Here is a 23,197-nt window from a genome sequence, read left to right as displayed (position 1 = left end):
CGGCCGTCGGCGCAGAGCAGTCAGGGTCGCTTGCACCGAAGTACCCACCTGCCCTTGGAGGAATCGGATGCGTTTGCGACACCAGGACGGGACCCTCGTTCACCTGTCCTACAACGCCGGCGTCCACCCCGCCGAGGATCTGGAGAACCTGATCGCGCATCTGACCCGGTACGCCGTCCCGGTGCGCAAACGTCTCGGAGTGGCGCGGATGGGTGTCGGCCTCTGGCTCTCCCCGAGTGTCGCCGACCACCTCACCGCCGACCGGATAGAGCTGGTGCGGCTGCGCCGCTCCCTGGAGGAGCGCGGCCTGGAGGTCGTCGGCCTCAACGGCGCGGGCGGGCGCAACCAGGAGACCCCCGGCCCCGACTGGGCCAAGCCCGAGCGTTACCGCTACACGATGGCGCTGGCCAGGATCCTGGCCTTCCTGCTGCCGGACGACGTCCGGTTCGGCAGCATCTCCACCATCCCGATCGGCTGGCGCCGAGACTGGCCCGCCGACCTGCACGACATAGCCTCCCGCAGGTTGGAGCGTCTCTCCCGCGAACTGCGCGGCCTCCACAGCGTCACCGGCAAGACGATCAGGGTCGGCTTCGAGCCCTGGCCCGGGTGCGTGCTGGAGACCACGAAGCAGGCGCTGGAGCGGGTCGGCGGCATCGACTCCGAGCACCTCGGGGTCTGCCTCGACGCCTGCCACCTCTCGGACGGTACGGAGGAGCCGGGGGCGGCCCTGCGCGGCCTGGCGGCGGCCGGTGCCCCCGTCGTCAAGCTCGGCCGTGTCCACAACCACCTCGACGACGGCCGCCGGGAACTCCCCAGCACCCGTTCGGTGCTGGAGGACACCCTCACGGCCATGTTCTCCGGCGCGGTGAACGGCACCGCCCACGTCGAGGTCGAGGCACATGAGCTGGCCGTACCGGCCAGGGCCAAGGGGCCGGGCGCACTGGTCAACATGATCGCCGAGGAGCTCGACTGGGCCCGGACCAACCTCACCGCGCTCGGCCTGCGCCTGGCCGCCTGAGCGTCCGCCCGACCCTCCGCCTCTCCGGCTACCCGGTCACCTGACCGTTTCGCCTGCCGGGCCGCCTGGCCGCCCACCGGCCGTTTTCCCGCCTGATCATTTACCCGGCCGCCCGGACTGCCGGGCGGAGGGTCAGGCGGGCAGGCGGTAGGTGCCGTCGTCGAGGACCTCGGCCAGGCCGTCGGCGACGAGGCCGTCGAGCGCGCGCTCCCGCTGCGGGGCGCTGTCCCAGACCACGTCGAGGGCCTCCTTCGGGACCGGGCCGTGGGCCTGGCGCAGGACGGCCAGGAGACGGCCACGGCACTGACGGTCGGTACCCGCGTAGGACTGGCCCCTGCGGGCCGGGCCCTCATGGGCGGGGCTGCCGGCCAGGCGCCAGGCGCACAGCTCGCCGATCGGGCAGCCGGCGCAGCGGGGGGCTCGGGCCGTACAGACCAGGGCGCCCAGCTCCATGACGGCGACCGCCCAGACGGGGGCGTCGTCGGCGCCGGGCAGCAGCGAGGCGGCGAGCCCGCGCTCGGCGGGTGTGGTGGCCTTCGGGGGATACTCCTCGCCCCGTACGGCCCGCGCCAGCACCCGGCGGACGTTGGTGTCCAGAACGGCGTGGCGTCCCCGGAAGGCGAAACTGGCCACCGCGGCCGCGGTGTACTCGCCGACGCCGGGCAACGTCAGCAGGACGGCGTGATCGCCGGGAACCTCGCCGTCGTGCTCGTCGGTGATCGTCCGGGCGCAGGCGTGCAGGTTGAGGGCGCGGCGAGGATAGCCGAGCCGGCCCCAGTGGCGTACGGCCTCGCCGGGGGACTCCTTGGCGAGGGCGGCGGGCGTCGGCCAGCGCTCCAGCCACTCGGTCCAGACGGGCAGCACCCGGACCACCGGGGTCTGCTGCAGCATGATCTCGCTGACCAGGATCGACCAGGGGGAGGCGTCGGGAGTGCGCCACGGGAGATCGCGGGCATTCTCGGCATACCACTTGAGAATGGGGTCCAGTAGGCGGTTCGACTCGGGCACCTTCCGACGATAGTGCCGCTCCGGCCCCGCCTCGGCTTCTTCCCCCGACCTCGTCCGTTGAAACGGGCCCCGACAGCGGCGGGTCGCCCCTCACGGCCCGAGGGAAATCCTCATACTGTCCGTATGGATCCGGACACTTTCCGTAGCGATATAGGGGTGGACGTCTACTGGCGGCGTCGGATGGCCGCGCTCGTCGGTGTGCTCGTAGTGGTCGCCGTCGTCGCCTGGGCCTGTTCGGCGAGCGGGCCGGGGAGCGAGTCGAAGGGGGAGAGCCTGGCCGGCAGGTCGCCCACGCCGGATCCGATCCTGGCCCTCCTGCCTGCGGCGACGCCCACCCCCTCGCCCGCCCCGACGGCCCCCACGGCTCCGGCTGCCCCCGGTTCCGCCCCCTCGGCCATGCCCTCCGTGACGGCCAAACCGGTGGTACGGCCCAGGCGTCCCGGCGACGCCTGCCTCCCGTCCGACCTCGTGCTGGACATGCAGGGGCTCGGAGAGGTCTACGCCGGAGGCGATCGGCCCCGGTTCGTTCTCACCCTGGTGAACGTCGGCAAGGTGATGTGCACGACCGACGTCGGCTCGCGGGCGCTGGAGGTCCGCATCACCTCCGGCGCGGATCGCGTCTGGTCGTCCGCCGACTGCGTCAGTGGTGAGACCGAGGACATCCGCAGGCTTGACCAGGGCATCCCGTACGTGCGGCAGATCGAGTGGGACCGGCGCCGCTCCGGCGGCGACTGCGCGGCCAAGCGCGCCGCCGCCAAGACCGGCACCTACGTGGCCGCGGTCCACACCTCCCGGCTCAAGAGCCGCAAGGCCGTCTTCCACCTCCGTTAGGGGTGGGGGACGGGGGTGTCCCGGTCAGACGTAGCGTTCAAGAATGGAGGACTCGGCCAGCCGGGAGAGGCCCTCGCGGATGTGACGCGCCCTGGCCTCGCCGACCCCGCCGACCTCCTGGAGGTCGCCGATGCTGGCGGCCAGGAGTTTCTGCAGGCTGCCGAACTGGTCGACCAGGCGGTCGACCACCGTGCCCGGCAGGCGCGGGACCTTGGCCAGCAGGCGGTAACCCCGTGGGCTCACGGGGTTCTCCAGGGCCTCGCCGCCCGACTGGCCCAGGACCCGGGCGACCACCGACAGGTCGAGCAGGTCGTCGGAGGAGAGCTGGTCGAGGTCGTGCAGCGCCCCGGCGGATCCGCGCGGGCGACGGCCCCCGGCCGGGAGGTAGTCGCGGACGATCAGCTCGCGGTCGCTCTCGGTGCCGGCCACCAGCTCGTTGAGCTGGAGGGAGAGGAGCCGGCCGTCGGTGCCGAGCTCCACCACGTATCCGGCGATCTCATCGGAGATGCGGCGCACCATCTCCAGCCGCTGGGCGACCACCGCGACGTCGCGGACGGTCACCAGATCCTCGATCTCCAGCGCCGACAGCGTGCCGGACACCTCGTCCAGCCGCAGCTTGTAGCGCTCCAGCGTGGCCAGGGCCTGGTTGGCCTTGGAGAGGATCACCGCCGACTCCTCCAGCACATAGCGGATGCCGTCCAGGTAGAGGGCGATTATCCGCATGGACTTGCTCAGGGAGATGACGGGGAAGGCCGTTTGCACGGCCACGCGCTGGGCGGTGCGGTGCCGGGTGCCGGACTCGTCGGTGGGGATGGACGGATCGGGCATCAGGTGCACCGCCGCCCGCACGATCTTGAGATCGTGCGAGTTCAGCACGATGGCGCCGTCCATCTTGGCCAGCTCGCGCAGCCGTGTCGCGGAGAACTCGACGTCCAGCTCGAACCCGCCGCTGCAGATCTCCTCGACCACGTCGTCGTAACCCAGCACGATCAGGCCGCCGGTGTGACCGCGCAGGATGCGCTCCAAGCCGTCGCGGAGCGCGGTGCCCGGGGCGACCGCGGCCAGGACGCCTCTGCGGCGTTCGTCGAGCCCTTGCTCGTCAAGGCCTCTGTAGGTTGCTGCCACATGACCCCCGTGGTCTGCGTCTCACACTCAGCTTACCGGTGAAAGCGCTGCGGAGTCTGGAATCGTCCGATGGTCAAACCTATGTGACATGGGTGAGCGCGTCCCAGACGTTTTCCGCTTCGACGACGTCGAATCCCGGCATGAAGTTGGCGTTCCGGCCGCCGACGGGGACCAGGGAGCGGTCGGCGCCGCGTTTCTTCCCGGAGTCGAGGGAGCCCGACGGGACCAGGGCCCGGGTGAAGCCCAGCCGCGCGGCCTCCGACAGGCGGCGGCGCACGTCGCGCACCGGGCGCAGCTCACCGGCGAGGCCGACCTCGCCCAGAACCACCAGCCCCCGGGGCAGCGGCTTGTCCCCGGCCGCGCTGGCCACCGCCAGCATCACCGACAGGTCCACCGCCGGATCGCTGAGCTTGATGCCGCCCACGGTCGCGGTGAAAACGTCGCATCCGCCGAGCTTGGCGTTGAGCCGCCGCTCCAGCACGGCCAGCACCATCGTCACCCGGTAGGTGTCGAGCCCGGACGAGGAGCGGCGTGGCTGCTGGGCCTCGGTCCGCGCGACCAGGGCCTGAACCTCGGCCGGCAGTGGACGGGTGCCCTCCAGCGTGACGGTGACGCAGGTGCCGGGCACGGGCTCGGCGCGGTGCGAGACGAACAGGCCGCTGGCGTCGGCGATGCCCTCGATGCCCCCCTCGTGCAGGTCGAAGCAGCCGACCTCGTCGACGGGACCGTACCGGTTCTTGATCGCTCGGACCATGCGGAGCCGGGAGTGCCGGTCGCCCTCGAAGTGGAGCACGACGTCCACCAGGTGCTCAAGCGTCCGGGGGCCGGCGATCGAGCCGTCCTTGGTGACGTGGCCGACCAGCACCGTGGACATGCCGCGCTCCTTGGCCAGCCGGATCAGGTTTCCGGCGACCTCCCTGACCTGGGTGACGCCGCCGGGCACGCCGGTCGCCTGGGCGGAGCCGATCGTCTGCACCGAGTCGACGATCAGCAACTCCGGCTGGACCTTCTCGACGTGGGCCACCAGCGCGCTCAGATCGGTCTCGGCCGCGAGGTAGAGGCGGTCCTGGATCGCGCCGATCCGGTCGGCCCTGACCCGCACCTGGGCCGCCGACTCCTCGCCGGTGATGTAGAGAACGGTCCGCTGCCGTGCGATCTTGGCCGCGGCCTCCAGCAGGAGTGTGGACTTGCCGATGCCGGGCTCGCCGGCCAGCAGCACCACCGCGCCGGGGACCAGGCCGCCCCCGAGCACGCGGTCGAGCTCGCCCACCCCGGTGCCGCGCGCGTGCGCCACCTCGGCCTTGACCTCGCCGATCGGGACGGCCGGAGCCGACACCGGCCCGGCGGAGGTCACCGTGACGCCGCCGCGCGCGCTCTCCTCCTCGACCGTGCCCCAGGTCTGGCACTCGCCGCAGCGCCCCACCCATTTGGCGGTCTGCCAACCGCACTCACCACAGCGATAGCCGACCTTCTTAGCCATGGCCGCACGTTACAGGTGTTGACCGACAGGTTTCACCCCGGTACGGCGCGCGCCGCACCGGGATGAGGCCCGCGCGGGGCTTCGAGCGGGCCTTGAGCGGGCTTCGAGGGGGCTTCGAGCGGGTTTTGAGTGGAACGGGACAGGGGGCGGCTCAGATGTGGCCTTCGAGGTCGGCCAGGAGCAGGCGCTTCGGCTTGGCGCCCCTGACCTGCCCGACCACCTCGCCGCCCTTGTAGAGGTTGAGCGTCGGCAGGCCTAGGATCCCGTACCTGGCGGAGATCTCGGGGTGGTCGTCGGCGTTGAGCCTGGCGATCGTGACGCGGTCGCCGTACTCGGCCTCGATCTCCTCCAGGACCGGCGTGATCATCCGGCAGGGCCCGCACCACTCGGCCCAGAATTCGACCAGGACCGGCCTGTCGTTGCCGAGCACCTGCTCGGCGAAGTTCTCGGTGGTCAAAGTGATCATGAATCTTCCCTTCTCCGCAGTACGCATCCGGGGCAGGCGGCGGACAGCTGCCCCGCCACCTCGGCTCTGCGGGCCAGCAGCGTGCGGATCTCGTCGTCGATCTCGGCCAGCTTGCGCCGGTAGACCGCCACCGAATCCGGGCAGGACCCGCCCGACTCGTGCCCGGCTCGCAGGCACGCCACGAACGGCCGCGCGTCCTCCAGGGTGAAGCCGACGGCGAGCAGCGCCCTGACCTCGATGACGAGCCTGAGGTCCGCCTCGCCGTACTCCCGATAGCCGTTCGCCGCCCGCCGGGCCACGATCAGCCCCTGCTGCTCGTAGTAACGCAGCGCCCTGGGGCTGACCCCGGCCCGCCTGGCGAGTTCCCCGATCCGCATCCGGTCCTCCTTGTGACAGCACGGTAGGCGTTGACACCGGCGTCAAGGTCAAGCCCGAGAATCATCGGAGCCGCGGTCCGGTGTTCCGGCGGGCCACCGCGGGGCGGGGCGCCGGGTCAGAATCGCCTCCACCGCAGCACGTTGGGGTAGGCGATCTCCAGGCCGGGGGTCTCGGCGATGGCCCGCTCGGCGATCGCCGGGGTGAACTCGATACGCAGCACCGCCTCCAGGTCGGCCCGGCGTTCGAAGGCCATGCGCAGGTCGAGGGGCTGGGTCTGCCAGCCCTGGCGGGTCCAGAAGGTCTCCACCGACCTGGCCGAGTAGGACGGGACGGACTGGCTGAACCAGCGGCCGAACGCGCCGCGGGTGGCGTCCAGGTCGATCACGAAGGCCGCGCCGCCGCGCCGTACCACCCGGGACAGCTCGGCCAGCCCCGGCTCGCATCCGGGGCCGAAGAAGTAGGCCCAGCGGGCGACGGCCAGGTCCACCGAGGAGTCGCCGACCGGCAGGGCCTGGGCGGTGGCCCGGCGCACCTCGACGTTGGGCAGGGCGTGGCAGCGGCGCCTGGCCAGCCGGACGAGGTCGTCGTGCGGCTCGACGCCGATCACCCTGGCGGCCGTGGCGGACACGGGCGGCAGGTGGTAGCCCGTGCCGCAGCCGATGTCCAGGACGGTCGCGGCGGTCCACGGCCTGACGGCGGCGATCGCCGCCTCCACCCGGCCCTCGGGGTCCACCGCCCGGTTCTCCAGCTCGTAGATCTGGGGGGTGTGCCAGATGTTGGGGCTGGGGATGGCGCCTTGCGCGAACCGCGACATGCCCCAACGGTAGCGACACGTCCGTGCCGCCCTCACGCGATGGTCCGTGTGACGTCCGGGTGAGGGATCGCGCGATGATCCGTGTGATGTCCGACGCATCAGCGGGCCGGACGCCACCGCGGGCCGGGCGCGCTTAGGCTGGGCAACGTGAGCGAGTTGGTCAACGGCATCGGCGGCACCCGCTCACGCGAACTCCGGGGCGGAGGCGAGGAAGCCGTATGAGCGTTACCCGAGTGCCCAGCGCGAAGATCGCACTGTCCACCGCTTCGGTGTATCCGGAGCGCACACCGGACGCGTTCGAGCTGGCCGCGCGCCTGGGATACGACGGTGTGGAGATCATGGTCGGCGCCGACCCGGTGAGCCAGGACATCGACGTGCTGGAGCGGCTGTCGGATCACTATCAGCTGCCGGTGCTGGCCATCCACGCGCCGTGCCTGCTGGTCACCCAGCGGGTCTGGGGCAAGGACCCGTGGGCCAAGCTCCAGCGGGCCCAGCGGGCCGCCGAGCGGCTCGGGGCCAGGACGGTCGTGGTGCATCCGCCGTTCCGCTGGCAGCGCGAGTACGCGCGCGAGTTCGAGATCGGCCTGTCCAGGATGCGCGAGGAGACCGACGTGATCTTCGCGGTGGAGAACATGTTCCCGCTGAGGGCGCGGGGCAACGAGGTGGTGCCGTACTCCCCGGACTGGAACCCGGTCGACCACGACTTCCCCCATGTGACGCTGGACCTGTCGCACACGGCCGTGTCCGGTTCCGACGCGCTGGAGATGTTCGGCAAGCTCGGCGACCGGCTGGCCCACCTGCACCTGGCCGACGGCGTCGGGATAGCGAACAAGGACGAGCACCTGGTCCCCGGCCGGGGCAACCAGCCGTGCGCGCCCATTCTGGAGCGCCTGGCGGGCAGCGGTTACGGCGGGCTGGTCGTGCTGGAGATCAACACGCGTAAGGCCGCCGGCCGTACCGAGCGGATCGACGATCTCGCCGAGGCGCTGGCCTTCGCGCGTCTGTACCTCGCCACCTCCTCAAGAGCGTGATCGGGCAGTCGGTGACGGGCGAGAGCGGGCCGGTGACGGAGGGCGCGGAGGGCAGGAGGCGTCCCGGGCGCAGGCCGGGGACGGCGGACACCCGCGGTGAGATCCTCGCGGCGGCGCGGGAGACCTTCTCCGCCAAGGGGTTCGACCGGGCGACCGTCCGGGGCATCGCCAGGCTGGCGGGGGTGGACCCGGCGCTGGTCCACCACTACTTCGCGAGCAAGGAGGGCATGTTCGTCGCGGCGATGGAGCTGCCGGTCGACCCCGGCGAGGTCGTCTCCGAGCTTCTCTCCGGGCCGCGTGAGGAGGTCGGTGAGCGGCTGGCCAGGCTCATCTTGACGATGACCTCGCGGGCCGAGGCCCGTCAGCCGGTGCTGGCGCTGATCCGCACCGCGATGACCAACGAGCGGATGGTCGCGGTGATCCGGGAGTTCATGACGCACGCGCTGCTGAACCGGGTCGCCGAGGCGCTCGGGGTCTCACCGGTCCGGATGGAGCTGGCCTTCGCGCAGATGTTCGGCGTGGTCCTGGTCCGCTACGTGCTCGAACTGGAGCCGCTCGCCTCGCTCGACGTGGAGGATCTGGTCGTGCTGCTCGCGCCCACGATCCAGCGTTATCTCGACGGGACGCCGTGACGCGGAAGCGGGCGCCCCGGGGAGTATGGAGCATTGTTCTGGGCACTGTGATGACCGTATGGTGACACCGGTCACCACGGCTCGCTGACCGAAATTATGTTACTAGCGGGTAAGGTCTGTGGGGACCCGCCGTCACCGTGGTCGAGGCGCGGTCGTACGCTGTCAGCCAACGCCGTCTGTGGGAGGACACGTGCTCTGGGTAGCGGTCATCGGGCTGGTCATGACAGTCGTCGCGCTCGCGCTCGCCGCGCGCCGCGTGCTGTTTCTCTACAAGCTCGCCACTGTCGGGCCATCCGCGCCCGAGCGGATCGAATATGCCAGAGACAACATGGGCGCCGAGATCAAAGCCCAGCTGGTCGAGGTTTTCGGTCAGCGGAAACTGCTCAAATGGACGCCTTCCGGCACCGCGCACTTCTTCGTCATGTGGGCCTTCTTCATCCTGGCGACGGTCTACCTGGAGGCGTACGGCGCGCTGATCCAGGGCGCGATCACCGGCACGCCCGACTTCCACCTCCCGATCGTCGGGACCTGGGCGATTCTGGGCTTCCTGCAGGACTTCATCGCGGTCGCGGCCCTGCTCGGCCTGGTCGCGTTCGCGGTCATCAGGATCAAGAACTCGCCGGCCAGGCTGGGCCGGGGCTCCCGCTTCTCCGGATCGCACCTGGGCGGCGCCTGGCTCGTCCTCTTCATGATCTTCAATGTGATCTGGACGATGTTCCTCTTCCGGGGCGCGGCGTTCAACACCGGCAACCTCCCCTACCGCTCGGGGGCGTTCGCGTCCGAGGCCGTCGCCGCCGCGCTGCGGCCCCTGGGGACCTCGGGCAACGAGATCCTGGAGCACGTCGGGCTGCTGCTGCACATCGGCGTCATGCTGGTGTTCCTCGTGATCGTGGTGAACTCCAAGCACCTGCACATCTTCACCGCGCCGCTGAACGTGCTGTTCTCCCGCCGCCCCGACGGCAACGGCGCCGCCCAGCCGATGCGCATCGACGGCAAGGTCGTCGACTTCGAGGACGAGGACCTCGACGGCGACAGGCTGGGCCGCGGCAAGATCGAGGAGACCACCTGGAAGGGCTTCCTCGACTTCTACACCTGCACCGAGTGCGGTCGCTGCCAGTCGCAGTGCCCCGCCTGGAACACCGACAAGCCGCTGTCGCCGAAGATGCTGATCCTGGACCAGCGCGACCACGCCTTCAAGATCGCGCCGTATCTGGCGGCCACCACCGAGCAGCGCGCGGACCTGCACGAGGACGTGCTGGCCCTGCTGGACAAGCCACTGGTCGGCGAGGACGGCGTCATCCACCCGGACGTGCTCTGGTCCTGCACCAACTGCGGTGCCTGCGTCGAGCAGTGCCCGGTGGACATCGAGCACATCGACCACATCCTCGACATGCGCCGCTACCAGGTGATGGTGGAGTCGAACTTCCCGTCCGAGGCCGGCGTCATGGTCAAGAACCTGGAGAACAAGGGCAACCCGTGGGGCATGTCCGAGATGAAGCGGGCCGACTGGATCGAGGAGCTCGCCGGCCGCGCCGACGACCCCATCGAGATCCCGCTCGTCGACGAGAAGATGCCCGAGGACACCGAGTACCTCTTCTGGGTCGGCTGCGCCGGGGCCCTGGAGGACCGGGCGAAGAAGACCACCAAGGCCGTCGCCGAGCTGCTGCACATCGCGGGCGTGAAGTTCGCGGTGCTCGGCCCGATGGAGGCGTGCACCGGTGACCCGGCCCGCCGCCTGGGCATGGAGTTCCTCTTCGAGATGCTGGCCAGGCAGAACATCGAGACGCTGAACGAGGCCGGGGTCAAGAAGATCGTCGCGACCTGCCCGCACTGCTTCAACACCCTGGCCAACGAGTATCCGCAGCTCGGCGGCGCCTACGAGGTCATCCACCACACCCAGTTGCTGGCCAAGCTGGTGGAGGAGGACAGGCTGATCCCGGTCACCCCGATCGAGGAGAAGATCACCTACCACGACCCGTGTTTCCTCGGGCGCCACAACAAGGTGTACTCCCAGCCGCGCGACATCATGGCCAAGGTGCCCGGTGTGCGGACCCAGGAGATGCACCGTCACAAGGACCGGGGCTTCTGCTGCGGCGCCGGCGGCGCCCGGATGTGGATGGAGGAACGGCTCGGCAAGCGCATCAACACCGAGCGGGTGGACGAGGCGCTGACCACCGATCCCGACACCATCTCCACCGCGTGCCCGTTCTGTCTGGTCATGCTGGGCGACTCGATCAGCGAGAAGAAGAACGCGGGAGAGGCCAAGGAGACGCTGGAGGTCGTGGACGTCTCCCAGCTTCTGATCAAGTCCGTCAAGGGCCGGCTCGCCGAGTCCTCCGGCTCCCCGGTCTGACCCCGGATTTCCCCCCCGTCGGGTACGGCCCGCGCCCGCAGGCCGTACCTGACACTCGGTCAAGTTTCCGCGAAAAGGACAGAAGGTCCGAAACTCTTCCTTCTGATTACGGAAAAATCACGGTAACCTCAACGTCGCGTAGCTCATTTGACGGGGAGGGGGGCTGCGGTGCATGTCGTCGTAACCGATGCCGAGGTCACTCTGGCCGATGTACTGTCCCTCCGCCTGGCCATCGGCGAGCCGCTCACCACCGGCACCGAGCTGGTTCTGCGCCAGCGGGGGACGTCCGTGGAGCACCGCGTTCCGCTGGGGGCCACCGGGACGGAGGCGCGGGACGCGACACTGGCGGTCTCACTCTCCCCGCTGACGCTCAGTCCCGGCCGCTGGGACGCCTACCTGAGACGCGACGGGGCCCGCGCCCGGCTGCGCAGCGTCGACCCGGGCTTCTCCCTCGACCACCTCGACGCCTACGCGCTGAGCCGGCGCGTACTCGCCTACCGGGCCTACCGGACCCGCAACGGTTTCCTGGCCCTCAAGGTCGACCAGGCCGAGCCGGTCGCCGAGGTCCGCGCGGTCTGGTTCCGTGAGGGCCGCTTCGAGGTCACCGGGCTGCTGGCCTTCACCGGCCTGGACGACGACGAGTCCCGGCACCGGGCACGGCTCGCGCTCCGCCGCAGAGGCCCGGACGCCGAGCTGCGCTCGGCCGCCACGGTCCAGGGGGTGCGCTTCCACGCCGCCCTCTCCCTGTGCGACGTGCTCGCCGCGGCGCCCGAGCAGCCGGGAACCTGGGAGCCGACGCTGGAGGTGGACGGCCTGGCGGCGCCTCTCCGCCTGGGCTCCCGGCTGGACGACGTGAACGGCAAGCGGCGCCGCCTGCAGTATCCGGCGGCGCGGATCGACGGGGTGCCGATCCGGCCCTGCTACACCGCCGACGACGAGCTCAGGATCGAGGTCGGAGGATGAGGATCTGCCTGCTCGTCCCCTCGATCTACGGCATGCGCGGCGACGTCAGGTCGGTCGTCAACCTCGCGGGGGAGCTGGCGGAACGTCACGACGTGGAGATCCTCAGTGTCCGCCGCCACCGGGAGAGGCCGTTCTTCCCGGTGGCGCCCCAGGTGACGCTCTCCTGGGTGATCGACGCGCTGCCCGGGGTACGGCACCTGTTCCCGCAGGGCCAGATGCGCACCGAGGTCGCCCTCTGGCGGCGGCTGCGCGCGCTCAGGGCCGACGTGGTCATCGGCACCAGGCCGGGCCTGAGCGTCCAGGTGGCCAGGCACGCGCCGCGCGAGATCGTGCGGATCGCCCGGGAGTGGGGCCGCCCGCCGATGCCGGGGCCGATCGTGAAGTTCTACCCCCGGCTGGACGCGGTGGTCGCCGCGACGGAGCGGAGCCGGCGTGAGTGGGGCCTTCTCCTGGACGGCGGGGCCGACGTCAGCCTGATCCCGGACGCGCTGCCCGCCGGGCCGTGGCCGCGCTCGCGGATGGACAACCGCATCGTCGCCGCGGGCGGGCGCCTGGTGTCGGCGAGGGCCTACGACCGCCTGATCCGCGCCTTCGCCGTGGTGGCCGGCAAGCGGCCCGACTGGCGGCTGCGCCTGTACGGCGGAGGCCCGGAGGAGAGGCGCCTGCGCGGCCTGGTCCAGGAGCTCGACCTGCACAACCACGTCTACTTCATGGGCACCACCTCCGATCTGACCGGCGAGTTCGCCAAGGCGTCGATCGTGGCGGTGACCTCCAGGGCCGAGACGTCGGGGACGGCGGTGATCGAGGCGATGGCCAGCGGGGTGCCGGTGATCGGGTTCGACAGCCCGTGCGGTCCCGGCGAGTTCGTGACCGACGGCCGCAGCGGGGTCCTGGTCGCCGAGGGGGACGGCGAGATCGAGGCGTACGCCTCCGCGCTGCTCGCGCTGATCGGCGACGAGCGGCGGCGCAGGGCGCTGGCGGCCGGCGCGCTGAGGGCCGCGGCGGCCCACCGGGCGTCGGCGGTGGCCGACCGGTGGGAGAAACTGATCGTGACCACGTCCCGCTGCGTCTGACCCGGGTACCGTTGGGACATGCATGGGTACAGCGGGGACAAGCAGGCTTATCTGACGCGGTTGCGGCGGGTTGAGGGGCAGATCAGGGGCCTGCAGCGGATGGTTGACGAGGATGCCTACTGCATCGACGTGCTGACACAGGTGTCGGCCGCCACCCGGGCGCTTCAGGCGGTGGCGCTCGGCCTCCTGGAGGACCACATCGCGCACTGTGTCGCGGACGCCGTCTCCTCCGGCGGCCCGGAGGCGCAGGAGAAGATCAAGGAAGCCTCGGCGGCGATCGCTCGCCTTGTCCGGTCGTGACTAGTCACCGGACTATCTTTCCGAGCCACGTCCCGGACCCCGCCGAGGAGTCCGGGACTAGGCGGTTCAGTCGGTTTTTTCAACGGCCTCAGCAGATCGCCGAAGCACTTAACCCGAGCGCGTTGTCGAGCTCCGCCAAGGTGAGCGGCCGTTCGCTGATGGCGACGGCGGTAAGCACCTCGGCATAGAGTGCGATCTCGTCCAACGCGACACGGTCGTGGACCCTGGAGTCCAGATCGTCGTGCCCCACCGCGTCGTCCTTCCTTCCGCAGCCCACACCCACTTCGAGGTTACGGCGGAAGGTCTTTGCTGCCCATGGCCCATCGGGACCATTCCTTCCGAGCACCCCCCTGACCTCGTAGGGACCCTTTCCCGCACCCGAGATCACAATTCGGAAAATTGTCTGATGCATATGAGGTTGGAGCGGTATAAGAGCCCGAAGGAAAATAACTGAATTTGTGGTTTGTTTGTGCTGATGTTGGTCAGAAGTGGCGGGGGAAGGTGCCCGACACACCGGGCACCGGATCGTCTCGCTCGTGGGTCAGCCGGTGCACCACCGCCGAGGCGGTGGTGAAGCCCCGCTCCGGCACCGCGGTCCCGGTGAGGCGGCACCACGCCAGCCCCGTGGCGTAGGCGGCGCCCAGCAGGGCCGCGGCGCCGGCCCGGTCCGGCGGGTGCAGCGCCGAGGGCAGCCTGCCGGAGCGCGGCCAGCACCCCCGGAGCGGGTGGGACGACTCGGCGAGCACCACGTGCAGGATGTGGCGCAGCTCGGGGTCCAGCCACGGGTAGAGCGGGTGGGCCGTCCCGGCGCCGAACGGCGACAGGTCGGCGGCGAGCAGCGAGGCCGCCACCGCCCGGGGGTCGGCGCCCTTCGGGACGAGGAACCCCAGCGTCTCGACCAGGTCGTAGACCGCGTGCTGGAAGTGCTCCCCCGGAGAGGAGTCCGGCAGCGTCACGTGCGGCGGGCGGCGTGACAGCCACGCCTGCCGTACCGCGTCGTCGCCGAGGTGGGCGACGGAGGAGTCGGGGCCGGTCCGGCGGAGCAACGGCTCCACCATGCTCACCAGGGCGTCGGCCCGGGGACGGAACCGCGGATCGCCCCTGATCACCCCCGCGGTGTCGGCCATCAGCGCGACCAGCCGCAGACCCGCCTCGGGGTGCCCGGCCCTGACCCGCTCGCCGTACAGCGCGGCCAGGTCCTCCAGCGAGGCCGGGGGCAGCCAGCGGACCCACTCGTCACCGGGGAGCGGGCGGGCCAGGAACTCGCCGAACATCGACAGCAGGACCTCGTTGCCGTCGAAGGCCGGCGCGTAGGCGCACCACATGAGCGTGCCCCAGATCGCGGCGACCGGGCTGGCCACCTCCCCGGCGAAGGTCTCGGTGAACGGGCCGGTGAGCGGGAAGTCCTCCCTGCGCCTGCCGCGCTGGGAGGCGATCAGCTCGCGGACCCGCTCGGTGATCGTGAGGGGCACGTCCGGGCCGACGAACCCCTGGACCGACCCCCGGTCGGAGGTGAAGTCGTGCACGCCGGGGACCAGGTGCTGCGGGACCATCGAGGTGACCTGGACGACGTGCGCGGCCGCACGCGTCCCGGGATCGGCCGGTGGGGCCGTCAGGTGCCAGCGGCCGTCGGCCGGGTCCTGGCGGTACCACCGCGCGTGCGTGCCGAACAGCCAGCGTCCGCCGTCGGGGGTGACCAGGGTGCGCAGCGCGACGGCCTGAGCGCGCGCGGGCAGCGGGAGCGCCGCCCACCGGGGGTCGGCGACCATGACACGCGCATCCCTCTCGATGGCGTCGAACCCGTCCCACTGCCGCACGGCGGTCATGTTACCCACGGCTCCGCCGCGCGTCAGCGGCCCGGGGGATCACAGCGGGGGGCGCGGGTCCTCACCCCCGGGTGACGACGGCCGCGGCCCGGTGCCGCTCGGCCTTGGCCGTGTAACCGTCGGGGGTACGGGCGAAGGAGGCGCGGTCGTCGTCGGTGAGCTCGCGGACGACCTTTCCCGGGACGCCCGTGACGAGCACCCCGGCCGGGATCTTCTTGCCGGGACCGACCAGGGCGCCCGCCGCGATCAGTGAGCCCGCGCCGATCCTGGCCCCGCCGAGCACGATCGCGCCGATGCCGATCAGCGCGCCGGTCTCCACGTGCGCGCCGTGCACCATGGCCTTGTGACCGAGGCTGACCCGCTCCTCAAGGACGGCGGGCTCGCCGGGGTCGGCGTGCAGGCAGCACAGATCCTGGATGTTGCACTCCTCGCCGACCTCGATGAGCTCGTCGTCACCCCGCAGGACCGACCCGTACCAGACGTTCGCGGCCCGGCCCAGCCGTACTTTGCCGACGACCACGGCGCCCGGGGCGATGTAGGCGGTCGGATGGATGCGGGGGATCGCGTCACCGTCGAGGGAGGCGATGTACGGTACGGCGTTCATGGATTGATGGTACGGGGCGGTCATCTGTCCGATATTTCGGCAAGCCCCTGGCGCGTTCCGGTTGCGGTCTTGGGCGGTAAGCAGGAAAGTCGTCTCCTGACGTCTCCTTTCCCGCCACACAACCTCCACGGGCAGTGCCATGACAAACCAGCACGAGAGCTTTCCCGATCTGATGCATGAGGACTCGTTCGAGGTCGTCATGCGCGGCTACAGCCGTCGCCAGGTCCACGACTACATGAACCGTACCCGCAACCAGGTCCGCGATCTGGAGGAACGGCTCACGCGGGCCATCGACCAGGTCGAGCAGAGTCGTATGGAGTTGTCCGAGGCCCGGCGGCGGCTCTCCGACGCTCCGCAAGACTACGACGAACTCGGTCAGCGGCTCAGCCAGATTCTGAAGCTGGGTGAGGAGGAGGCCGCGGCCAAGCGGCAGGTCGCCGACGACGAGGCGACCAAACTCCGCGACGACGCCGGGGCCGAGGCCGAGCGGCTGGTGACCTCGGCGCAGGAGCGGGCCGAGGGCATACTGACCGCGGCGCAGCAGGAGGCCGAGCGCAGGGTCGCCGAGGCCACCGAGTCGGCCGAGCAGATGCTCTCCCAGGCCGGCGGGGACGCGGAGGAGACCCTCAACGCCGCCCGCACCGAGTCCGAGGAGACCCTGCGCGCCGCCAGGACCGAGGCCGACCGGGTGCTCACCTCCGCCAGGAACGAGGCGGAGCGGACGGTCGAGGGCGCTCGGGCCGAGGCCGATTCCACCCTGGGCAGTGCCCGCGCCGAGGCGCACGCCATGCTGACGTCGGCCCAGCAGCGCTCCTCGACCCTGGACGAGACGACCGGCCGCCGGGTCTCCTATCTCACCGACACCCACCACGAGGTCATGCGCCGCCTCAACGAGATGAGCGCGGTGCTGGGCGACCTGCTCCACCGGGAGGGCTCCGCCGGGCCGCTGATCGACGAGAACGCCGTGCTTCCCCCGGCCCCGGCCCCCGTCCAGCCGGCGCCCACCGCCTCCGAGGGCGAGCCGGAGACCGAGGCCGAGGCCGGAACCGGGGAGGCGACCGACATTCACGCCGGTGCCACGGTCGACGTCGAGCCCGACGTCGAGGCCGTCCGAGTGATCGTGGACGAGGACGAGCCCCGCGACGGCGACTTCGCCGGTGGTCGCCGAGCCGAGGGCTTCGATGACATCGAGGCGGCGGGCCCGGCGGTCAAGGGGAACGAGGAGTACGCGGGCCGTAAGTGATCTCTGGGTTGTCCCCGGTCCCGTAGGCGATCGGGGCCGGGGACACCCTCGGGCCCCGTCCGGGGCACTCGCCCGCCGGCCGTGTTCCGGTTATATGCCACGGCCTCGTGATGTCGGAGATCAAGCGGAAGCCTCCGCCCCCGATCGGGTCGGAGGCTTCCGCGATTGGGTGCCCAGTGCCGGAGCCGCGAGATTCGCTGACCCGGGCACCGGGCGGTTCTCTCAGGGATCCTCTCGGCCGGAGAGGTCCTGTTGATCGTGTAACTGCTCCCGCAGTCTTTTCGGGTCGTCCGCGTCGATGGTCATGGCGCAGCCGAGGTCGCGCTGGGCGGAGCTCAGCGGGTGGTGGCGAGTGGCCCACCACCGACCCGCGTCGCTCCGCCAGATCGTCCAGTCGGGAAACTCCCGGGCGATTTCCGCTAGATGCCGGTCAAATGACATCCCTGCACCTTCCCCGCGCCCAGGCCCTTGCGACGTTCCATCTCTGACGGTGAGCCACTTCTCTAGAGAAATCAATGATCGTGAAGGACAGGTCAACCTATCGCTTGACGGACAGGCTTGATCTATGAGTCGAAGTCGTAGTGGAGTACGTAGGCGGCGGCGTCGAGGATCATCTCGTTGACCTCGACCGGGACCCAGTCCTCGGTGTAGGCGATCCGGCAGATCACCATGACCGGGGTGCCCGCCGGCAGATCCAGCTGAACGGTCTCATGGGGGTGCGGCATGCGGGCCCGCACCTCCTCGGTGAAGTGCGCCGGTGTGTGGCCGAGATCGCCCAGGCGCGCGTAGACGCCCCCGGGGCCGGTGTCCTCCCCGATGATCGGGGTGTCCTCCACCAGAGCCGCGGGAAAGTGGGAGACGGCCAGCTGGACCGGCCTGCCGTCCACCGAGTAGCGCCGTCGCCGCACCCACACCTCCACGCTGTTCAGGACCCGCGCCACGGCCTCCTCCGCGGCCTCCCTGTCGATGGTGATCTCGTCCACGGTGTAGGGGCGGCCTGTGGTGTCGGAGTCCCAGATCGCCTGCCCCCGTCCCCACTGCTGCCGTGAGAGTCGCCGCGAGCCGTGCCGCCTGATCGGCCGGAACTGCCGGACGTAGACTCCCGAGCCACGCCTGGGCACGGCCAGGCCTTCGTTGATGAGCACGGACAGGGCCTGTCTGGCGGTCGCACGGGCTATGCCGTACTCGGCCATCAGGGCGTTCTCGCCCGGAAGCCGGTCCCCGTCTCGCAGTTCACCGGACAGAATCGCTTCGCGGAGTCCGTCGGCGATGCGTCGATAGATCGGGGGCTCGGGAGGAACCGGGGATTGCTGCACGTTTTATCACCCTCTGTCACCAACCGGGTTTGGCGTCTCCAGAGAACTTGCCCCGTCTTGTCCACGATCGCACAGATGCAGGGGTTGGTCCCGTGCTTCTTTTGAGAGGATCGTGCCCGTGTGGCGAGCTGCGGGAGGTTTCCCGATCCGTTAACGGCGCACGGTCGCCGCCGGGGCGCGCCCGGCCCACCACCTCCGCGTGACCGCCGCGGCCAGGACGGCACCCGCCGTGTTCACCAGTACGTCGTCGACGGAGCTCACCCGGCCGAGACTCAGGCCGTACTGGAGGAGCTCGACGGTGAGCGACGCGCCGGCGGCCACGCCCGCGATCCCGGCGAACGAGGCGAGGCGCGCCGAGCGCACCGGGAGCATGGCGCCGAGCGCGGCGAAGACCAGGAGATTGCCGCCGATCTGCACGAACGCCGTCTCGGCGGACCCGCGCAGCAGCGTGGACAGGTCTCCGAACGGGATGAGGCTGACGGTGCCGAAGACCGTTCCCGGGGTGAGGGTCATCCAGATCCAGGGAGCGGTCCCGGCCACCATGACGACATCGGCGACGGCCGTACGGACCGGGAGGGGGTGGCCGTCGCGGGCGCGGCGGCGGGCGAGAAGACGGGCGGCGACGACGGCCGCCGGGACCGCCAGTACGGCCATCACGATGACATATCCCCATATCCGCCACACCTGTTGCATGGGGCCATGATGCCGGGGCGGGAGGGCTTCCGGGGGTACGGGAAGATCACCTTCAGGCAAGGGCCGTCCGCGCCCCGGATCCCTCCGCGTGACCCGTCCGCGCCCCGGATTCGTCCCCCCAGGGGCGCCCGTGTCCCCGGGCCCCTCCCCGCCCCAGGGGCGCCTGTTCCAAGGGGCGCCGGTGTTCGGGGTCCGGCGGAGGCTCAGCGGACGTGCTGCCTGAGGAACTCCACGGTCCGCCGCCAGGCCATCGGCGCGGCCTGGGGGTCGTGGAACCGCGGGGCCTCGTGGTTGAGGAAGGCGTGGCCGGCCCGCTCGGCGACGTACACCTCCACGTTCGGCCGTCCGGCCGCGGCCCGCTCCACCCGGGCGACCTGATCGCGCGGGATGAAGGGGTCCGAGCCGCCGAACACCAGCAGCAGCGGACAGGTGATCTCGTCCATCAGGCCCGTGGCCCCGGGGACGGCGGAGCCGTAGAACGACAGCACCGCGTCCGCCTCGACGGTGGCCGCCAGGAGGTAGCCGATCGAGCCGCCCAGGCAGAACCCGACCACCCCGGCTCCGCCGCGCGCCTCGGGCAGCGCGCGCAGGCGGGCCAGCGCCATGGCCGAGTCGGCGACCCCCTGGGGGAGGTCGAACGCGGCGGCGGTCCTCATCGACGCGGCCACCCCGTCCTCGTCGTGGCCGGACACCCAGTTGGGCTGGATCCGCCAGAACAGGTCCGGCGCGCCGACCACGTATCCGAGCCCCGCCAGGTCCTCGGCGACGCTCCTGATGTACGCCCCGACGCCGAAGATCTCCTGAATCAGCAGCACGACCGGGCCGCCGCCGCTCTCGGGCAGCCAAAGGTGCAGGTCGAACGAGCCGTCGGCGACGGTGACCGTATCGGTACGGGCTTTCATGGGAACTCTCCTGCCGGCTGACCGGGTCGAACGAACAGTGAACCGCATACCCACCCCGCCGGGTCAGATGCCTCGGGTGAGGGCTCGGGAGATGCCCAGGGCCGCGGCCTTGACCGCAGGGGCCAGGCGGGTGGGCTGGAAGCGGGCCAGGGGGACGGAGACCGACAGGGCGCCGACCGCGACGCCGTTGCCGAAGACCGGGGCCGCGATGCAGGCGCCGCCCAGCTGGGCCTCCTCACGCTCGTAGGCCAGGCCCGAGGCCTGGATCTGGCCGATGGCCTCCTCAAGGCGCTGCGGGTCCACGATCGAGTGGGGGGTCAGCCGGCGCAGGGGGCGGCCGAGCACCTCGTCGATCAGCTCGGGCCCCGAGTAGGCCAGCATGGCCTTGCCGAGCCCCGTGCAGGACAGCGGGAGGCGACCGCCGACCCGGGAGGGCAGGGCGAACGCCTCCTGACCACGGATCTTCTCCACGTAGACCACGTCCAGGCCGTCGCGCACACCCAGATGCACGGTTTCGTGGGTGGCTTCGTAGAGATCGTGCATGAAGGGCAGCGCCGCGTGTCTCAGGTCGCGTTCCAGGGGCACGATGGAACCGAGTTCGAACAGCCGGCGGCCGAGATAGTAGCCGTCCTCGCGGCGGGTGATCGCGCCGATCTCGGTGAGCTCGGTGAGGAGCCGGAAGGCGGTGGTCTTGGGCAGATGGCATCGCCCGGCGACCTGGGTCAGCCGGAGGGGGCCTCCCGTGGGGCGGAACGCGTCCAGGACCAGCCAGGATTTCTCCAGCATCGAGAGGCGATCGGGGTTCCGTGTCACGGAACACATTGTTGCCGACAATCGTCTTGACCTCTATACCCGTAGACAGTGACCCAGCGGGGGTCTTTTCCGAGGAGAAGTCTTGTCTGACCAGGTGACCCACTTCATCGGTGGGGTACCGGCCGCCGAGGGGGCGACGTTCGCCGTCCACGATCCGGTGACCGGACGGCCGGTCCGCCTGGTCCACGAGGCGGACCGCTCCGTCGTCGACCGGGCGGTCGACGCGGCCCGCGCCGCCCTGCCGGGCTGGGCGGCGCTGCCGGTGGCCGAGCGGGCCGGCTGGATGCGCCGGCTCGCCGACGCGATCGAGGAGCGGTTCGAGGACCTGGTGGCCGCGGAGATCGCGGACACCGGCAAGTCGATCACGCAGACCCGGACGCTCGACATCCCGCGCGGCGCGGCCAACTTCCGGTCCTTCGCCGAGATCGCCGCCCAGCGTCCGGAGAGCGCGTTCCATCTGACAGACGTGCTGAGCTACACCGTGCGCAAGCCGCTCGGCGTGGTCGCGGTGATCGTGCCGTGGAACCTGCCGTTCCTGCTGGCCACCTGGAAGATCGGCCCCGCGCTCGTCGCGGGCAACACCGTCGTGGTCAAACCCTCCGAGCACACGCCGGGCTCGGTCGCCGTGCTGGCGGACATCGCCGCCGCGATCGGCCTGCCACCGGGCGTCCTCAACGTGGTGCACGGGTTCGGCGGCGGCTCCACCGGTCAGTTCCTGGTCGAGCACCCGGGGGTGGACGCGGTCACCTTCACCGGCGAGAGCCGTACCGGATCGACGATCATGAAGAGCGTGGCCGACCGGGTCAAGCCGGTCTCGTTCGAGCTGGGCGGCAAGAACGCGGGGCTGGTCTTCGCCGACGCCGACCTGGACGCGGCCGTCGAGGGGAGCGTCCGGTCGGTCTTCACCAACGGCGGCCAGGTCTGCCTGTGCACCGAGCGGCTCTACGCGCAGCGGCCGGTCTTCGAGGAGTTCGTCACCCGGCTGGCCGAGCGGGCCGGGGAGCTGAGGTTCGGCCGCCCCGCCGACGAGGACACCACGATGATGCCGATGATCTCCGCGGAGCACCGGGACAAGGTGCTCTCCTACTACCGGCTGGCCGCCGAGGAGGGGGCGGAGATCAGGGCCGGGGGCGGCGTGCCGAGCTTCGGCGACGACCGGGACGGCGGTTACTACGTCGAGCCGACCGTGCTGACCGGGCTGCCGCGGACCTCCAGGGTGAACCGGGAGGAGATCTTCGGGCCGATCTGCCACGTGGCCCCGTTCGACACCGAGGCCGAGGCCGTCGAGCTGGCCAACGACAGCGAGTACGGCCTGGCGGCGACGGTGTGGACCTCGCGGCTCAGCAGGGCCCACCGGGTCGCCCAGTCGCTCCAGGCTGGCCTGGTCTGGGTGAACACCTGGTACCTGAGGGACCTGCGCACCCCGTTCGGCGGAGTGAAACTGTCGGGCATCGGCCGGGAGGGCGGCACCCACTCGCTGGACTTCTACTCCGAACCCACCACGATCACGATCAGGCTGGAGCCGGAACATGACTGAGCGGAGCGAGACGGCCGACGCGCTCGTCGAGGCGGCCGACCGGCTGCTGGAGGCGGCGCGCGACGGCAAGCCCTGCGCGCCGGTGAGGGAGATGCTGCCGCTCGGGACCGCCGAGACCGGCTACGCCGTACAGGAGATCAACACCAGGCGGGCGCTGCACGACGGGCGGCGGCTGGTGGGGCGGAAGATAGGCCTGACCTCCCCGGCGGTCCAGCGCCAGCTCGGCGTGGACCAGCCGGACTTCGGCATGCTCTTCGCGGACATGGCCCACCCCGACGGCCTGCCCATCCCGGCCGGCGGCCTCCTGCAGCCCAAGGCCGAGGCGGAGATCGCCCTGGTCCTCAAGGCGGACCTGGTGGGAGGGCCGTTCACGGTGGCCGACGTCATCCGGGCGGTCGACTTCGTGCTGCCGGCGATCGAGATCGTGGACAGCCGGATCGCCGGGTGGGACATCACGCTGCTGGACACCGTCGCCGACAACGCCTCCAGCGGGGCGTTCGTGCTCGGCAACACCCCGGTCGGGCTGCGCGGCCTGGACCTGCGCCTGGCCGGGATGACCATGAACCGGGGCGGCCGGGAGGTCTCCACCGGGGCGGGCGCGGCCTGCCTGGGCCATCCGCTCAACGCCGCCGTCTGGCTGGCCAACGCGCTGGGCGGCAGGGACTTCCCGCTGCTGGCCGGCGACGTCGTGCTGACCGGGGCGCTCGGGCCGATGGTCCCCGTCGAACCCGGTGACGTCTTCGAGGCCCACATCGACGGCGTCGGCTCGGTAAGGGCGGTCTTCTCATGAC

At 71.0% G+C, this 23,197-nt stretch carries 25 protein-coding genes; 11 read left to right on the top strand and 14 right to left on the bottom strand.

From position 1 onward, the window contains the following. Nucleotides 1–67: 67 nt before the first annotated feature. Entirely contained in the window at nucleotides 68–1,018 is a 951-nt protein-coding gene (locus ABZ194_RS08685; protein WP_355593864.1) for a TIM barrel protein, read from the top strand. 132 nt (nucleotides 1,019–1,150) lie between these two features. Here ABZ194_RS08685 and ABZ194_RS08680 read toward each other — a convergent pair whose 3' ends face one another. Beyond that, nucleotides 1,151–2,026 (bottom strand): A/G-specific adenine glycosylase, encoded by an 876-nt coding sequence (locus tag ABZ194_RS08680; protein WP_355593862.1) that lies wholly within the window; start codon nucleotides 2,024–2,026, stop codon nucleotides 1,151–1,153. 123 nt (nucleotides 2,027–2,149) lie between these two features. On the opposite strand from ABZ194_RS08680, the gene ABZ194_RS08675 reads away from it, so the two are divergent. Further along, nucleotides 2,150–2,857, top strand: a complete 708-nt coding sequence (locus ABZ194_RS08675; protein WP_355593860.1) for a hypothetical protein — start codon at nucleotides 2,150–2,152, stop codon at nucleotides 2,855–2,857. A gap of 24 nt (nucleotides 2,858–2,881) precedes the next feature. On the opposite strand, the gene disA is transcribed toward ABZ194_RS08675, so the two are convergent. The 5 genes from disA to ABZ194_RS08650 all read right to left on the bottom strand — a co-directional run bounded on the left by disA (nucleotide 2,882) and on the right by ABZ194_RS08650 (nucleotide 7,120). Then, nucleotides 2,882–3,982, bottom strand: coding sequence for a DNA integrity scanning diadenylate cyclase DisA (disA, locus tag ABZ194_RS08670; protein WP_355593858.1), 1,101 nt, complete (start codon nucleotides 3,980–3,982; stop codon nucleotides 2,882–2,884). Between the two features lie 79 nt (nucleotides 3,983–4,061). Next, nucleotides 4,062–5,462 (bottom strand): DNA repair protein RadA, encoded by a 1,401-nt coding sequence (gene radA, locus ABZ194_RS08665; RefSeq protein ID WP_355593856.1) that lies wholly within the window; start codon nucleotides 5,460–5,462, stop codon nucleotides 4,062–4,064. Nucleotides 5,463–5,613: 151 nt separating this feature from the next. Beyond that, nucleotides 5,614–5,928 (bottom strand): thioredoxin, encoded by a 315-nt coding sequence (trxA, locus tag ABZ194_RS08660; RefSeq protein WP_355593854.1) that lies wholly within the window; start codon nucleotides 5,926–5,928, stop codon nucleotides 5,614–5,616. Next, entirely contained in the window at nucleotides 5,925–6,305 is a 381-nt protein-coding gene (locus ABZ194_RS08655) for a MerR family transcriptional regulator (RefSeq protein WP_355593852.1), read from the bottom strand. Before ABZ194_RS08655 ends, trxA begins: the two co-directional genes overlap by 4 nt. Before the next feature lie 116 nt (nucleotides 6,306–6,421). Beyond that, the gene (locus tag ABZ194_RS08650; RefSeq protein WP_355593850.1) at nucleotides 6,422–7,120 is read right to left on the bottom strand and encodes a class I SAM-dependent methyltransferase; all 699 of its coding nucleotides are present in this window, start codon (nucleotides 7,118–7,120) and stop codon (nucleotides 6,422–6,424) included. Between the two features lie 218 nt (nucleotides 7,121–7,338). On the opposite strand from ABZ194_RS08650, the gene ABZ194_RS08645 reads away from it, so the two are divergent. From ABZ194_RS08645 to ABZ194_RS08620, 6 genes are all read left to right on the top strand, one after another. Further along, nucleotides 7,339–8,151, top strand: coding sequence for a sugar phosphate isomerase/epimerase (locus ABZ194_RS08645; RefSeq protein ID WP_355593848.1), 813 nt, complete (start codon nucleotides 7,339–7,341; stop codon nucleotides 8,149–8,151). Further along, nucleotides 8,148–8,783, top strand: a complete 636-nt coding sequence (locus ABZ194_RS08640; protein WP_355593846.1) for a TetR family transcriptional regulator — start codon at nucleotides 8,148–8,150, stop codon at nucleotides 8,781–8,783. Before ABZ194_RS08645 ends, ABZ194_RS08640 begins: the two co-directional genes overlap by 4 nt. Before the next feature lie 190 nt (nucleotides 8,784–8,973). Then, entirely contained in the window at nucleotides 8,974–11,136 is a 2,163-nt protein-coding gene (locus ABZ194_RS08635) for a (Fe-S)-binding protein (RefSeq protein WP_355593844.1), read from the top strand. A 168-nt stretch (nucleotides 11,137–11,304) separates the two neighbouring features. After that, a complete protein-coding gene (locus ABZ194_RS08630) occupies nucleotides 11,305–12,099 on the top strand; it encodes a hypothetical protein (protein ID WP_355593842.1) in 795 nt (264 codons plus the stop codon). After that, on the top strand, nucleotides 12,096–13,172 hold the full coding sequence (locus ABZ194_RS08625) for a glycosyltransferase (RefSeq protein ID WP_355593840.1): 1,077 nt from the start codon (nucleotides 12,096–12,098) through the stop codon (nucleotides 13,170–13,172). The genes ABZ194_RS08630 and ABZ194_RS08625 overlap by 4 nt, the downstream gene beginning before the upstream one ends. Nucleotides 13,173–13,190: 18 nt before the next feature. Beyond that, complete coding sequence (locus ABZ194_RS08620) at nucleotides 13,191–13,472, top strand: metal-sensitive transcriptional regulator (protein WP_355593838.1); 282 nt, start codon at nucleotides 13,191–13,193, stop codon at nucleotides 13,470–13,472. A gap of 88 nt (nucleotides 13,473–13,560) precedes the next feature. Here ABZ194_RS08620 and ABZ194_RS08615 read toward each other — a convergent pair whose 3' ends face one another. The 3 genes from ABZ194_RS08615 to ABZ194_RS08605 all read right to left on the bottom strand — a co-directional run bounded on the left by ABZ194_RS08615 (nucleotide 13,561) and on the right by ABZ194_RS08605 (nucleotide 15,902). Then, on the bottom strand, nucleotides 13,561–13,749 hold the full coding sequence (locus ABZ194_RS08615; protein WP_184756678.1) for a hypothetical protein: 189 nt from the start codon (nucleotides 13,747–13,749) through the stop codon (nucleotides 13,561–13,563). 205 nt (nucleotides 13,750–13,954) lie between these two features. Next, entirely contained in the window at nucleotides 13,955–15,298 is a 1,344-nt protein-coding gene (locus ABZ194_RS08610; protein WP_355593835.1) for a hypothetical protein, read from the bottom strand. 61 nt (nucleotides 15,299–15,359) lie between these two features. Next, on the bottom strand, nucleotides 15,360–15,902 hold the full coding sequence (locus ABZ194_RS08605; protein WP_355593833.1) for a gamma carbonic anhydrase family protein: 543 nt from the start codon (nucleotides 15,900–15,902) through the stop codon (nucleotides 15,360–15,362). Between the two features lie 139 nt (nucleotides 15,903–16,041). Between ABZ194_RS08605 and ABZ194_RS08600 the strand changes: the two genes are divergently transcribed. Further along, nucleotides 16,042–17,145: a DivIVA domain-containing protein gene (locus ABZ194_RS08600; RefSeq protein WP_355593831.1), complete on the top strand. Its 1,104-nt coding sequence runs from the start codon at nucleotides 16,042–16,044 to the stop codon at nucleotides 17,143–17,145. Nucleotides 17,146–17,367: 222 nt separating this feature from the next. Here ABZ194_RS08600 and ABZ194_RS08595 read toward each other — a convergent pair whose 3' ends face one another. The 5 genes from ABZ194_RS08595 to ABZ194_RS08575 form a co-directional block, all read right to left on the bottom strand. Further along, on the bottom strand, nucleotides 17,368–17,586 hold the full coding sequence (locus ABZ194_RS08595) for a hypothetical protein (RefSeq protein WP_355593829.1): 219 nt from the start codon (nucleotides 17,584–17,586) through the stop codon (nucleotides 17,368–17,370). A gap of 122 nt (nucleotides 17,587–17,708) precedes the next feature. After that, nucleotides 17,709–18,461: a GntR family transcriptional regulator gene (locus tag ABZ194_RS08590; RefSeq protein WP_355593826.1), complete on the bottom strand. Its 753-nt coding sequence runs from the start codon at nucleotides 18,459–18,461 to the stop codon at nucleotides 17,709–17,711. 150 nt (nucleotides 18,462–18,611) lie between these two features. Continuing rightward, nucleotides 18,612–19,154, bottom strand: coding sequence for a VanZ family protein (locus ABZ194_RS08585; protein WP_355593824.1), 543 nt, complete (start codon nucleotides 19,152–19,154; stop codon nucleotides 18,612–18,614). A 203-nt stretch (nucleotides 19,155–19,357) separates the two neighbouring features. After that, nucleotides 19,358–20,056, bottom strand: a complete 699-nt coding sequence (locus ABZ194_RS08580) for a dienelactone hydrolase family protein (RefSeq protein ID WP_355593822.1) — start codon at nucleotides 20,054–20,056, stop codon at nucleotides 19,358–19,360. Between the two features lie 63 nt (nucleotides 20,057–20,119). Next, complete coding sequence (locus ABZ194_RS08575) at nucleotides 20,120–20,878, bottom strand: IclR family transcriptional regulator (RefSeq protein ID WP_355593820.1); 759 nt, start codon at nucleotides 20,876–20,878, stop codon at nucleotides 20,120–20,122. 73 nt (nucleotides 20,879–20,951) lie between these two features. On the opposite strand from ABZ194_RS08575, the gene ABZ194_RS08570 reads away from it, so the two are divergent. After that, nucleotides 20,952–22,406 carry a 2-hydroxymuconic semialdehyde dehydrogenase gene (locus ABZ194_RS08570; RefSeq protein ID WP_355593818.1) on the top strand — a complete coding sequence of 485 codons (1,455 nt, stop codon included), beginning with the start codon at nucleotides 20,952–20,954 and terminating at the stop codon, nucleotides 22,404–22,406. Beyond that, nucleotides 22,399–23,196: a fumarylacetoacetate hydrolase family protein gene (locus tag ABZ194_RS08565; RefSeq protein WP_355593816.1), complete on the top strand. Its 798-nt coding sequence runs from the start codon at nucleotides 22,399–22,401 to the stop codon at nucleotides 23,194–23,196. The genes ABZ194_RS08570 and ABZ194_RS08565 overlap by 8 nt, the downstream gene beginning before the upstream one ends. Nucleotide 23,197 lies beyond the last annotated feature (1 nt).

The sequence above is a fragment of the Streptosporangium sp. NPDC006007 genome (genome assembly GCF_040614315.1).
Classification (GTDB): Bacteria; Actinomycetota; Actinomycetes; order Streptosporangiales; family Streptosporangiaceae; genus Streptosporangium.
This window is presented reverse-complemented; position numbering and strand designations above follow the sequence as displayed.

What these genes read in the sequence shown, in the direction of transcription:
- ABZ194_RS08685 (WP_355593864.1), top strand. Translation starts at nt 68, where the DNA reads ATGCGTTTGCGACACCAGGACGGGACCCTCGTTCACCTGTCCTACAAC.
- ABZ194_RS08675 (WP_355593860.1), top strand. Translation starts at nt 2,150, where the DNA reads ATGGATCCGGACACTTTCCGTAGCGATATAGGGGTGGACGTCTACTGG.
- radA (WP_355593856.1), bottom strand. Translation starts at nt 5,462, where the DNA reads ATGGCTAAGAAGGTCGGCTATCGCTGTGGTGAGTGCGGTTGGCAGACC.
- trxA (WP_355593854.1), bottom strand. Translation starts at nt 5,928, where the DNA reads ATGATCACTTTGACCACCGAGAACTTCGCCGAGCAGGTGCTCGGCAAC.
- ABZ194_RS08655 (WP_355593852.1), bottom strand. Translation starts at nt 6,305, where the DNA reads ATGCGGATCGGGGAACTCGCCAGGCGGGCCGGGGTCAGCCCCAGGGCG.
- ABZ194_RS08650 (WP_355593850.1), bottom strand. Translation starts at nt 7,120, where the DNA reads ATGTCGCGGTTCGCGCAAGGCGCCATCCCCAGCCCCAACATCTGGCAC.
- ABZ194_RS08645 (WP_355593848.1), top strand. Translation starts at nt 7,339, where the DNA reads ATGAGCGTTACCCGAGTGCCCAGCGCGAAGATCGCACTGTCCACCGCT.
- ABZ194_RS08625 (WP_355593840.1), top strand. Translation starts at nt 12,096, where the DNA reads ATGAGGATCTGCCTGCTCGTCCCCTCGATCTACGGCATGCGCGGCGAC.
- ABZ194_RS08620 (WP_355593838.1), top strand. Translation starts at nt 13,191, where the DNA reads ATGCATGGGTACAGCGGGGACAAGCAGGCTTATCTGACGCGGTTGCGG.
- ABZ194_RS08610 (WP_355593835.1), bottom strand. Translation starts at nt 15,298, where the DNA reads ATGACCGCCGTGCGGCAGTGGGACGGGTTCGACGCCATCGAGAGGGAT.
- ABZ194_RS08605 (WP_355593833.1), bottom strand. Translation starts at nt 15,902, where the DNA reads ATGAACGCCGTACCGTACATCGCCTCCCTCGACGGTGACGCGATCCCC.
- ABZ194_RS08600 (WP_355593831.1), top strand. Translation starts at nt 16,042, where the DNA reads ATGACAAACCAGCACGAGAGCTTTCCCGATCTGATGCATGAGGACTCG.
- ABZ194_RS08595 (WP_355593829.1), bottom strand. Translation starts at nt 17,586, where the DNA reads ATGTCATTTGACCGGCATCTAGCGGAAATCGCCCGGGAGTTTCCCGAC.
- ABZ194_RS08585 (WP_355593824.1), bottom strand. Translation starts at nt 19,154, where the DNA reads ATGCAACAGGTGTGGCGGATATGGGGATATGTCATCGTGATGGCCGTA.
- ABZ194_RS08580 (WP_355593822.1), bottom strand. Translation starts at nt 20,056, where the DNA reads ATGAAAGCCCGTACCGATACGGTCACCGTCGCCGACGGCTCGTTCGAC.
- ABZ194_RS08575 (WP_355593820.1), bottom strand. Translation starts at nt 20,878, where the DNA reads ATGTGTTCCGTGACACGGAACCCCGATCGCCTCTCGATGCTGGAGAAA.
- ABZ194_RS08565 (WP_355593816.1), top strand. Translation starts at nt 22,399, where the DNA reads ATGACTGAGCGGAGCGAGACGGCCGACGCGCTCGTCGAGGCGGCCGAC.